Origin of the sequence: Thiobacillus denitrificans, assembly GCF_001530125.1 — a bacterium.
GTDB classification, from domain to species: domain Bacteria; phylum Pseudomonadota; class Gammaproteobacteria; order Burkholderiales; family Thiobacillaceae; genus Thiobacillus; species Thiobacillus denitrificans_C.
In genome coordinates this window covers 22,626-33,845 of the sequence record NZ_LDUG01000024.1, presented here as the reverse complement: position 1 = coordinate 33,845, position 11,220 = coordinate 22,626, and the positions used below count along the sequence as shown (strand labels likewise).

Here is an 11,220-nt window from a genome sequence, read left to right as displayed (position 1 = left end):
CCCCCGCCGCGAACATTTCTTCAAACAGCGTAATGCTGCCGCCGATGTTGTTGTCGTAGTAGAGAAGCGGCTTGCCCACCGACTCGCCCACTGCCTTGAGTCCGGCAAAATGCACCACCGCATCGATCGCATGGTCGGCAAACAACTTGCGCAGTTCCGAGCGCTCGCGAATGTCGCCCTGCACAAACGCCACCGGCTTGCCCGCAATCTGCGCCACCCGCTCCAGCGACTTCGGGCTGCTGTTCGACAGGTTGTCGAACACCACCACCTCGTGCCCCGCCGCCAGGCATTCCACCGCAGTGTGAGAACCGATATAACCCGCCCCGCCAGTCAATAGAACCTTCAATTCAATTCCCCCATATTTTCCCCATAGCGCGGCCAGACACCCGGCCGCAGCACCTGAGACTCATGCAGGTGCAACATTCGTAGTGTGTTCACCCGTTGCCGGCGATGAAGTCCGAGTACGCGACAGCCAGTCCGTTCTTCATGGGCGTGCTGGCCGTCCACCCCATGGCGTTGAGTCGCCCCACATCCATCAGCTTTCTCGGCGTGCCGTCGGGTTTGCTGGTGTCGAATTCGATCTCGCCTTCGAAGCCCACTACCTCCTTCACCGTTTCGGCCAGTTCGCGAATGCTGAGGTCATCGCCCACGCCAATGTTCATCAGTGGTGGCAGGCCGTCGTTGCGATCCTGCCCCAGCAACGGAACGAACTGTGCGTCCGGCAGATTCATCAGGTAGACGCAGGCGTCAGCCATGTCTTCGCTGTACATGAATTCACGGCGGGGTGTGCCGGTGCCCCAAACCGTCACACTCGACGCGTTCGCGCGTTTGGCTTCGTGAAAGCGGCGGATCAACGCCGGAATGACATGGGAGTTTTGCGGATGGTAGTTGTCGCCGGGGCCATAGAGGTTGGTGGGCATGACGGCCAGGTACTGCGTGCCGTACTGACGGTTGTAGCTCCAGCACATTTCGATGCCGGCGATTTTTGCGAGCGCATAGGGACGGTTGGTCGGCTCCAGCGGGCCGGTCAGCAGATGTTCTTCCTTCATTGGCTGCGGGGCGAGCTTGGGGTAGATGCAGCTGGAGCCAAGGAACAGCAGACGCCTGACCTTATTCTTGTACGCAGCGTGGATGACGTTGGTCTGGATGGTGAGGTTGTCGCGAATGAATTCGGCCGGGTATTCGTTGTTGGCGTGGATGCCGCCGACCTTGGCTGCTGCGAGGAACACGTAGTCCGCCTTTTCCGTGGCGAAGAAAGCTTCGACCGCGGCCTGGCTGGTGAGGTCGAGCTCGGCGTGAGTGCGGGTGACGAAGTTCTCGTAACCCCTGGCGCGCAGGTTGCGCATGAGGGCTGAGCCGACCAGGCCGCGATGCCCGGCAATGTAAATCTTGGCATTCTTGTCCATCGGTTTATTCGTGGTAATCCATGGTCTTGTAGCCATGCTTCTTCACCAGCTCGTCACGCTCGGCGGCTTTCAGGTCTTCGCGCACCATCTCGGCCACCAGCTCGTCAAACGTGATCTTCGGCGTCCAGCCGAGCTTCTCCTTGGCCTTGCTGGGGTCGCCCAGCAGGGTTTCGACTTCGGTGGGGCGGAAGTAGCGCGGGTCGACGGCGACGATAACCCGGCCTGTAGGAGCGGCGCCCTCGCCGCGATCGCTGTCATCCGAAATTCGCGGCGAGGGTGCCGCTCCTACAGGTTCGAGGTAGCCCTTCTCCTCTATGCCCTGCCCTTCCCAGCGGATGTCCATGCCGAGTTCCCTGGCGGCGGCGTCGACGAAGTCCCGGACCGAGTACTGCACGCCGGTGGCGATGACGAAGTCTTCGGCCTGGTCCTGCTGCAGCATCAGCCACTGCATCTCGACGTAGTCCTTGGCGTGGCCCCAGTCGCGGCGGGCCGACATGTTGCCGAGGAACAGGCAATCCTGCAGCCCGAGCTTGATGCGGGCCAGCGCGCGGGTGATCTTGCGGGTGACGAAGGTTTCGCCGCGCACGGGGGATTCGTGGTTGAACAGGATGCCGTTGCAGGCATACATGCCATAGGCTTCACGGTAGTTGATGGTGATCCAGTAGGCGTAGAGCTTGGCGCAGGCGTAGGGGCTCCTGGGGTAGAAGGGGGTAGTTTCCTTCTGCGGGGTTTCCTGCACCAGGCCGAACAGCTCGGAGGTGGACGCCTGGTAGAAGCGGGTTTTCTTTTCGAGGCCGAGGATGCGGATCGCTTCGAGGATGCGCAACGCGCCCAGCGCGTCTGAGTTGGCGGTGTATTCGGGTTCCTCGAAGCTCACGGCGACGTGCGACTGCGCGGCGAGGTTGTAGATTTCGTCGGGCTGCACCTGCTGGATGATGCGGATCAGGCTGGACGAATCGGTGAGGTCGCCGTGGTGCAGGATGAACTTGCGCTTCGTAACCTCGGGACCTTCGTACAGGTGGTCGATGCGGTCGGTGTTGAACAGCGAGCTGCGGCGCTTGATGCCGTGGACTTCGTAGCCCTTGCCCAGCAGGAATTCAGAGAGGTAGGCGCCGTCCTGGCCGGTGACGCCGGTGATGAGTGCTTTTTTGGTCATGATTGTCCCGTCTGATTGCGGGCGAATTCAGGTTTGATGGGCGCCTTGGGCGAGCAAAATGGAAACGAAACGCAGGCCATTTTGCCCCATTAATCGCCAAATCAAAATTGCTCGGCTGCTTGATTGCCAAGCGGTCATTATCAGGCCAAACAAATAAGCTGCCGAACCAGCCCACAGATATTCTGAAACAAGTGTATGTCGCCCCGCCCCACGCAGCTGCGGCAAGCCGTCCAGGGTGCCGCCATGCTATGCTGGGCCTAATTTCGTGGGAGATGGCGTGATCAAGATTCTGTTGTTGCTTGTGGTTGGTTTCGCAGTGTGGGCGGTCATCCGCAATTACCAGCGCTCGCTCGACAAACCACCGGCTTCGGCTGGCGAGAAGGCCGTCGAGGACATGGTGAAATGCGCGCATTGCGGCGTGAACATGCCGCGCAGCGAGGCCATCTATTCCGGCGGCGACTTCTTCTGCACCCCCGAACACAAACAACTCGGTAAAAAATGAGCGCCCCGGCAGACGTCCTGCCCCGCCCGGCCACGCCGGGCTACTACGCATCGCACTGGCGCAGCCTCGATTACTTCAACCTGTATCGCCTGACCCTGGCGGCGGCGCTGGTGTTCACCAGCCTGCTGTTCAGTGACTCGGACCTGTTCCGGCCTGGCGCAAGCGAACGCTTCCAGGGCTTTGCCTACGCCTACCTGGTTATCGCGGCGCTGTTCGTGCTCGGCATCCGCGCGCGCTGGCCCGGGTTCCAGATCCAGCTGACCGCGCACATCATCGCCGACATCATCATCGTGACGCTGCTGATGACCACCAGCGAGCGACTGGCGGGCGGTTTGGGGCTGCTGCTGGTGATTTCGATTGCTTCGGGCGGGCTGGTTGGCAGCGGGCGTCTGACGCTGCTGTATGCCGCGATGGCGTCCATCGCCGTGCTGCTGCAGCACGGATTCAGCATTCTGGGCGGCAGCCATGCGACAGACAGCTTTTTCCAGATCGGCCTGCTGTGCGCGGGATACTTCGCCATCGGCTGGCTGGCGCATGCGCTGACGCAGCGCGCGCTGCGCTCGGAAACACTGGCGCAGCAGCAGGCGGACGAACTCGCGCTGCTGAACCGCATCAACGCGCTGGCGATCGAGAACTCGCCCGACGGCTTGCTGGCGATTCGCGGCGACGGCGTCGTGCGCCACGCCAGCCCGCGTGCGCTGGCGCTGCTCGGCATCACGGCACCGGTGATTCCCGGCGTCACCCTGCTGCAGGACTGCTCGCCCGAACTGGCACGGCTGGTGCAGCAGGTAGGCCCCGGCATCGCACCCACCCTCAGCACCCCGACCTCGCAGGTGCGGGTGCGCTGCATTCCGCTGGCAACGCCGGACGACAGCCGGGTGCTGGTGCTGGAGGACCAGAGCCAGGCCGAGCAGGCGGCGCAACGGCTGAAGCTGGCGGCACTGGGTCGGCTCACCGCCAACATCGCGCACGAAATCCGCAACCCGCTGTCTGCCATCAGCCATGCCGCGCAGCTGCTGCACGAGGACGCGCACGACCCCGCCCAGACCAGGCTGACCGCGATCATCGAAAACAACGCGCGGCGGCTCGACCGCCTGGTGGAAGAAGTGCTGACGCTCAACCGGCGCGACCGCCTCAACCCGGTCAGTTTCGATGCCGCGTCGCTCGCCGCCCTCATCGACGAGCTGCGGCAGACTGAAGAAATCCCGGCCGAGGCCGTCATAGTCAGCATGCCCGAACCCCTGCGCTTTCAATTCGACCCCGACCACCTGCGTCAAATCGTGTGGAACCTGCTACGCAATGCCTGGCGTTACAGCCGCAAGCAGACAGGCAGTATCCGCTTCAGCGCGCAGATGTCGGGCAACAGCATGCAGCTGGAAATAGCGGACGACGGACCGGGCGTGGCACCGGAACAGCGCGGCAAGCTGTTCGAGCCTTTTTGCACCACCGATGCGCAGGGCACCGGGCTCGGGCTGTTCCTCGCGCGCGAACTGGCCGAGGCCAACCATGCAACGCTGGCCTATGTACCGGGTGCGGGCGGCGCCCGCTTCCGCCTCAGCCTGTATGGAGGCGAGTGAATATGGCCAACTCTCCGCGCATTCTGCTGGTGGACGACGAGCCTGACCTGCTCGACCTGATGGAGCTGACCCTGGTCAAGATGGGGCTGGAAACCGACCGCGCCGTGAGCGTCGCCGAAGCACAGGCCCGGCTGAAACAGACGCACTACGATCTCTGCCTCACCGACATGCGGCTGGGCGACGGCGAAGGGCTGGAGGTAATCGCCGCCGCCAGCGCACTGGCGGCGCCGGTGCCGGTGGCGGTCATTACTGCATACGGCAATGCCGGCAACGCGGTCGCGGCGCTGAAGGCGGGCGCGTTTGATTATTTGGCCAAGCCGGTGGCGCTCGACCAGCTGCGCGCGCTGGTCAAGTCCGCGCTGAAAATCCCCGAGGCCATGCAGGCCGACAACTCCGCCCGCGACTTGATCGGCCAGTCCGCCACCATGCAGGACATCCGCGCGCGCATCGCCAAGCTCGCGCGCACCCAGGCGCCGGTGCACATCGCTGGCGAATCGGGCAGCGGCAAGGAACTCGCCGCGCGGCTGATCCACCGGCTGGGCAACCGTGCCGACAAGCCCTTCGTCGCGGTCAACTGCGGTGCGATTCCCGAGACGCTGATGGAAAGCGAGTTTTTCGGCTATCGCAAGGGCGCCTTCACCGGCGCCGACGCCGACCGCAACGGATTTTTCCAGGCAGCCGATGGCGGCACCCTGTTTCTCGACGAAGTCGCCGACCTGCCGCTGTCGATGCAGGTGAAACTGCTGCGCGTGCTGCAGGAAAAGAAGGTGCGCAAGGTCGGCGCCACCACCGAAGAGCCGGTCGACGTGCGCATCATCAGCGCCACCCACCAGAACCTCGCCGCGCTGGTCGAATCTGGGCGTTTCCGCCAAGATCTGTACTACCGCCTCAATGTCATCGACCTGGTGATGCCCAGCCTGCGCGACCGCGTCGAGGACATCCACGAGATGGCGCGCTTTCTGCTCGACAAGCTCGGCGGCGCCGAAGTCAAACTGGATCGCGACGCCGAAAAGGCACTCAGCGCCTATGCCTTCCCCGGCAACGTTCGAGAACTGGAAAACACGCTGGAGCGCGCGCTGGCGCTATGTGAAGACCAGCACATCACCGCTGCCGATCTCAGTCTTGCACCCGCCCTCCCCGCGACCAATGGCGCCCCCGGCAGCAAATACCCGTTGCAGGATTACCTCGACCAGATGGAGCGCGTCGCCATCCTCGAAGCGCTGGAACAGACGCGCCACAACAAGACCGCCGCCGCCCGTGTGCTCGGCGTCACCTTCCGCAGCCTGCGTTACCGACTGGAGCGCCTTGGGATCGAGTAGCGCGTAGTCTACGCCAGCATCGCGCACGATAAAAAGCCCGCATCCGTCGCTGAATGCGGGCTTTTTATCTATAGGTGGTGCCGCTTGTCGGAATCGAACTGACGACCTACCGCTTACAAGGCGGTTGCTCTACCAACTGAGCTAAAGCGGCGACGGGCGACATTATAGCGATGCCGCACGCTTGATTGACTGATTACTTGACGACTTTGAGCGATGGCTTGCCCTTGGGCAGCACAGACGCATCGCCCGGCGCGGGAGGCGGCGTCTGCCCGGGCGGCTCGGGGGTATCGACGGGTTCGAAATGCAGGCCCTGCCCGTTTTCGCGCGCGAAGATGGCCATGACCCGATCAACCGGAATGGAAAGCTCGTGCGAAACGCCACCGAAGCGCGAAGAAAACTGGATCCAGTCGTTGTCCAACGTGAGATTTCGTGTTGCGCCGGCACTGATGTTCAGCACAATCTGGCCGTCCTTGACGAAGCCGGGCGGCACGCGGGTGCGGCCGTCCACTGCAACCAGCAACTGCGGGGTAAAGCCCGAGTCCGCACACCACTCGTACAGCGCGCGGATCAGATAAGGCTTGGTTGAAATCTCGGCCACCCGTTCTGCCTTTACTTGCGCAGCGCCTTTTCGGTAGGCGTCAGCGCACTGATGAAGGCGGGACGGCTGAACAGGCGCTCGCGGTACTTGAGCACCGGTGCCGCCACTTTGGGCAGTTCGATACCATAATGTTCGAGGCGCCACAACAGCGGGGCAATTGCCACATCCAGCATGGAGAACTCATCGTTCATCAGGTATTTCTGCTTGGTGAGGATGGGCGTCAGCTGCGACAGGCTGTCGCGGATTTCAAGACGCGCCTTGTCCGACCCCTTGCCGAGGCTATGCTCGAGCGTGTTGACGTGGGTAAACAGGTCATGCTCAAAATTGAACAGCACCAGTCGGGCACGTGCACGCATGACGGGGTCCGGCGGCATCAGCTGCGGATGCGGGAAGCGCTCGTCGATGTATTCGTTGATGATGTTGGATTCGGTCAGAATCAGATCGCGTTCGACCAGCACCGGCATCTTGCCACTGGGGCTGATGCTGGCGATTTCTTCCGGCTTGTTGTGCATGTCGACGTCGATGATTTCGAAGTCCATGTCCTTTTCGAACAGGACAATGCGACAGCGGTGGCTGTACGGATCGGTGCTACCGGAATACAAGGTCATCATGGCAGGGGCTCCCTATGGTGTTGCGAGTGTTGCTAGTGTTAAATGCCTAAAACGCCAACAGCCGGATACACAGTCCGGCTGTTGGCGAACGGCGTGACCGGGTTCAGTGGATGTCTTTCCAGAACTCTTTCTTCAGGTAATAGGCCACCACAAAGAAGACTGCCAGAAAAAGCAGAACGATGACACCAAGCTGCTTGCGCTGGACCTGGGCGGGTTCACCCATCCATACCAGGTAGTTGACCAGGTCGCCGACCATGGCGTCGTACTGGGCCAGGGTGACGCTGCCGGGCTTGACCAGTTCGAGGCGTTCGATCACGTCATGCCCGCCTTGCGTCTTGTAGACCGGTGCCATTTCGCCCTGCAGGTTCCACATCACGTGCGGCATGCCGACCTTGTCGAACACGGTGTTATTCCAGCCGGTGACGGTCGAGTCGTCACGGTAGAAAGCGCGCAGGTAAGTGTAGAGCCAGTCTGCTCCGCGCGAACGGGCGATCACGCTGAGGTCGGGTGGAGCGGCGCCGAACCAGGCCTTGCCATCGGTCTTGGCCATGCCGACCTTCATGGTCTCACCCGGCTTATCCGCAGCGAACATCAGGTTGTCCGTGATCTGCTCCTCGGTCAGCCCCAGATCCTCCAGACGCGAATAGCGCATGACGCTCGCGCTGTGGCAGTTCAGACAGTAGTTGACGAACACGCGGGCGCCACGCTGAAGGGACTCTTTGTCGGTCAAGTTGACCGGCGCCTTGTCGAGATGAACGCTAGCGCCGGCCGCAAAGGCCACGACGGGGGCTGCCGCTAGCAGGAAAAGGAAAATCTTCAAGCGTTTCATTTAGCCAGTCACCCTTTCCGGTTCCGGTTTGGTTTTTTCAATCGATGTATACCAGGGCATCAACAGGAAAAACAGGAAGTAGACCACCGAGAAGACCTGAGCAAAAATCGTCGCCACCGGGGTGGCCGGCAGCAGGCCAAGGTAGCCCAGCCCGATGAAGGACACGATGAACAGGGCGAGCATGGTCTTGTAGATCGGGCCGCGATAGCGAATCGACTTGACCTTGCTGCGATCGAGCCAGGGCAGGAAGAACATCAGCACGATCGACATGCCCATCGCCACCACGCCGGGGAACTGCGAGCCGAACAATGGCGGCACCGCGCGCAGGATCGCGTAGAACGGGGTGAAGTACCACAGCGGCGCGATGTGCTCGGGCGTCTTCAGCGAGTCGGCCGGAACAAAGTTGGCCGCCTCGAGGAAGTAGCCGCCCATTTCCGGCGCGAAGAACAGAATCGCCGAGAACACCATCAGGAAAACGATGACGCCGACGATGTCCTTCACCGTGTAGTACGGGTGGAAGGGAATGCCGTCGAGCGGAATGTGCGTCACCGGGTCTTTGTGCTTCTTGATTTCGATGCCGTCCGGGTTGTTGGAACCGACTTCGTGCAGCGCCACCAGGTGCGCTACCACCAGTGCGAGCAGCACCAGCGGCAGGGCGATGACGTGAAAGGCGAAGAAGCGGTTCAGGGTGGCATCGGAAATCACGTAGTCGCCGCGAATCAGGATCGACAGATCCTCACCGATGAAAGGCACGGCAGCGAACAGGTTGACGATCACCTGGGCACCCCAGTACGACATCTGGCCCCACGGCAGCAGATAGCCAGCGAAGGCTTCGGCCATCAGCACGAGGTAGATCAGCACGCCAAAGATCCAGATCAGCTCGCGCGGTTTGCGGTAGGAACCGTACATCAGGCCGCGGAACATGTGCAGATAGACGACGACGAAGAACATCGAGGCACCGGTGGAGTGCATGTAGCGGATCAGCCAGCCCCACTCGACGTCGCGCATGATGTACTCGACGGACGCGAAGGCGAGTTCGGCATCCGGCTTGTAGTTCATGGTGAGGAAAATGCCGGTGACAATCTGGAGCACCAGCAGCAGCAGCGCCAGCGAACCGAAGAAATACCAGAAGTTGAAGTTTTTGGGCGCGTAGTACTCGGACAGATGCGCCTTGTAAGTGGCGGTGAGCGGGAATCGATCATCGACCCAACCCATCATTTTTTGCAGGGCAGACATTATTTAAGCTCCTTTTGCGTCTACACCGATCAGCAACCTGGCGTCACTGAGGTATTGATGAGGCGGAATCACCAGATTGGTCGGGGCAGGTGCCCCCTTGAACACGCGCGCGGCGAGGTCGAAACGCGAACCGTGGCAGGGGCAGAAGAAGCCGCCCGGCCAGTCGCTGCCGAGGTCGGACGCGCCGATTTCCTTGCGGAAGGTGGGGGAGCAACCTAAATGCGTACAGATACCGACTGCCACCAGATATTGCGGCTTGATCGAACGGGTCGCGTTCTTGGCGTAGACGGGTTGCTGCGGCATTTCGCTGTTGGGGTCGATCAGCTGGCCTTCGTGCCTGGCCAGCAGGTCGAGCATCTCCTGGGTGCGATGAACGATCCACACCGGCTTGCCGCGCCATTCGACCGTCAGGAGCATGCCCGGCTCGATCTTGTCAATATCCACTTCCACCGGTGCGCCTGCCGCCTTGGCGCGCGCGCTCGGCATCATGCTCATCACCAGCGGCAAGGCCACGCTTACCACTGCGACCCCACCAACAGCGCTGGTCGCGGCGATCAGGAATTTCCGTTTACGTGCGTCCACTTTTTGCCCATCGACTTCCTGGCTCATGTTTGCCTAACCCGAACGTGTTTCGATAAACCGGCATTCTAACCAATTTGCTGCACTTTCCGGAAGTCTGTCTTGACATTGCCGCGATGCGTCGCCGCCCTGAGTTATAATCAATCAGGGCGTAATAACGCCAAGTCCATGAATTTAATCACTATGCGCAAACTCTGGTTGCTTTTCGCCCAATCCACCACGGTGGCACTCGGCGTGCTGTTCATCATCGTCCTGTTCAAGCCGGATCTCGTGCGCTGGCAACCACAACAGCAGAGCCTCACCCTCCAGCAGGTGCAGGCTCCGTCGGGAGGCGCGGGCACCGCGAGCGAATCCTTCGCCCCGGCCGCGCAAAAAGTGATCCCGTCGGTGGTCAACGTCTTTACCCAGCAAAAGGTGCGCACCCCGGCTCATCCCGCACTACAGGATCCGATCTTTCGCTACTTCTTTGGCGACCGGCTGGATGAACGCCCGCGCGAGGTGTCCAACCTCGGGTCCGGGGTGATCGTCAGCGCAAACGGCTACATCCTCACCAATCATCACGTGGTCGAGGCGGCCGACGAAATCCAGGTGGCGCTGGCGAACGGCCAAACGCTGCCTGCGCGCGTGGTCGGCGCCGACCCCGAAACCGATCTGGCCGTCCTGAAAATCGATGCCAATGACTTGCCTGCGATCACCTTCGCTCAGATAGACAGCATCCAGGTCGGCGACTGGGTGCTGGCGGTGGGCAATCCGTTCGGCGTCGGCCAGACCGTCACCGCGGGCATTGTCAGCGCGCTCGGCCGCTCCCGTCTCGGCATCAATACCTTCGAGAACTTCATCCAGACCGACGCCGCCATCAACCCGGGCAACTCGGGCGGCGCGCTGGTCGATGCGGCAGGCAATCTGGTCGGGGTCAACAGCGCGATCTATTCGCGTACCGGCGGTTCACAAGGCATCGGATTCGCCATTCCGGTCAGCATCGCACGCCAGGTGATGGAACAGATCATCCAGTCTGGCCGCGTGACCCGCGGCTGGGTCGGCATCGAGGTGCAGGACCTGACGCCCGAGCTGGCCGAATCTTTCAGTCTCAAAAGCGCCGAAGGCGCGCTGATTGCGGGCGTACTGAAAGGTGGGCCGGCCGACGCTGGCGGCATCCGTCCGGGCGACATCCTGCTGGCGGTCAACGGCAACAAGGTGTCGAATTCGGCCTCGCTGCTCAACCTGATTGCCGCGCTGAAGCCGAGCGACAACACGCAGCTCACGGTGTTGCGCAAGCAGCAATCGCTGGATCTGAAAATTCAGGTTGGACGGCGCCCCATGCAGCGCACGCTGGAGCCGGCGCTAGAGCCCGAACTAAACTGATTACCGGGTCTCGTTTCAGCCCCGAACCTGCTCCGTGGTATCGGC

General features: G+C 61.8%; 12 protein-coding genes and 1 tRNA gene. 4 read left to right on the top strand and 9 right to left on the bottom strand.

Translation table 11 applies throughout. The features are described from left to right. The 3 genes from ABW22_RS09610 to gmd form a co-directional block, all read right to left on the bottom strand. On the bottom strand, window positions 1-346 hold a 346-nt coding region (locus tag ABW22_RS09610; RefSeq protein ID WP_157648594.1), incomplete at its 3' end, for an SDR family NAD(P)-dependent oxidoreductase. A gap of 88 nt (window positions 347-434) precedes the next feature. Then, window positions 435-1,406 (bottom strand): GDP-L-fucose synthase family protein, encoded by a 972-nt coding sequence (locus ABW22_RS09605; protein ID WP_059755517.1) that lies wholly within the window; start codon window positions 1,404-1,406, stop codon window positions 435-437. Between the two features lie 4 nt (window positions 1,407-1,410). Continuing rightward, the gene (gmd, locus tag ABW22_RS09600; protein ID WP_059755515.1) at window positions 1,411-2,562 is read right to left on the bottom strand and encodes a GDP-mannose 4,6-dehydratase; all 1,152 of its coding nucleotides are present in this window, start codon (window positions 2,560-2,562) and stop codon (window positions 1,411-1,413) included. A gap of 277 nt (window positions 2,563-2,839) precedes the next feature. On the opposite strand from gmd, the gene ABW22_RS09595 reads away from it, so the two are divergent. From ABW22_RS09595 to ABW22_RS09585, 3 genes are read left to right on the top strand one after another with little or no spacing between them, the layout of a single operon-like run. Next, entirely contained in the window at window positions 2,840-3,064 is a 225-nt protein-coding gene (locus ABW22_RS09595; protein ID WP_059755512.1) for a PP0621 family protein, read from the top strand. Next, window positions 3,061-4,641, top strand: a complete 1,581-nt coding sequence (locus ABW22_RS09590; protein WP_237763290.1) for a two-component system sensor histidine kinase NtrB — start codon at window positions 3,061-3,063, stop codon at window positions 4,639-4,641. Before ABW22_RS09595 ends, ABW22_RS09590 begins: the two co-directional genes overlap by 4 nt. A gap of 2 nt (window positions 4,642-4,643) precedes the next feature. Then, a complete protein-coding gene (locus ABW22_RS09585; protein WP_059755510.1) occupies window positions 4,644-5,960 on the top strand; it encodes a sigma-54-dependent transcriptional regulator in 1,317 nt (438 codons plus the stop codon). 75 nt (window positions 5,961-6,035) lie between these two features. Here the strand turns inward: ABW22_RS09585 and ABW22_RS09580 are convergent. From ABW22_RS09580 to petA, 6 genes are all read right to left on the bottom strand, one after another. Further along, a tRNA-Thr gene (locus tag ABW22_RS09580) sits at window positions 6,036-6,111 on the bottom strand. Between the two features lie 42 nt (window positions 6,112-6,153). Then, entirely contained in the window at window positions 6,154-6,558 is a 405-nt protein-coding gene (locus ABW22_RS09575; protein WP_059755507.1) for a ClpXP protease specificity-enhancing factor, read from the bottom strand. An 11-nt stretch (window positions 6,559-6,569) separates the two neighbouring features. Continuing rightward, window positions 6,570-7,169, bottom strand: a complete 600-nt coding sequence (locus tag ABW22_RS09570) for a glutathione S-transferase N-terminal domain-containing protein (protein ID WP_059755503.1) — start codon at window positions 7,167-7,169, stop codon at window positions 6,570-6,572. Window positions 7,170-7,272: 103 nt separating this feature from the next. Then, window positions 7,273-7,998, bottom strand: coding sequence for a cytochrome c1 (locus ABW22_RS09565; RefSeq protein ID WP_059755500.1), 726 nt, complete (start codon window positions 7,996-7,998; stop codon window positions 7,273-7,275). After that, window positions 7,999-9,234 carry a cytochrome b gene (locus tag ABW22_RS09560; protein ID WP_059755497.1) on the bottom strand — a complete coding sequence of 412 codons (1,236 nt, stop codon included), beginning with the start codon at window positions 9,232-9,234 and terminating at the stop codon, window positions 7,999-8,001. 3 nt (window positions 9,235-9,237) lie between these two features. Continuing rightward, window positions 9,238-9,843, bottom strand: coding sequence for a ubiquinol-cytochrome c reductase iron-sulfur subunit (gene petA, locus ABW22_RS09555; RefSeq protein ID WP_059755495.1), 606 nt, complete (start codon window positions 9,841-9,843; stop codon window positions 9,238-9,240). Window positions 9,844-9,981: 138 nt separating this feature from the next. Here petA and ABW22_RS09550 point away from each other — a divergent pair, with 138 nt between their 5' ends. After that, window positions 9,982-11,175, top strand: a complete 1,194-nt coding sequence (locus ABW22_RS09550) for a Do family serine endopeptidase (RefSeq protein ID WP_082708673.1) — start codon at window positions 9,982-9,984, stop codon at window positions 11,173-11,175. Window positions 11,176-11,220 lie beyond the last annotated feature (45 nt).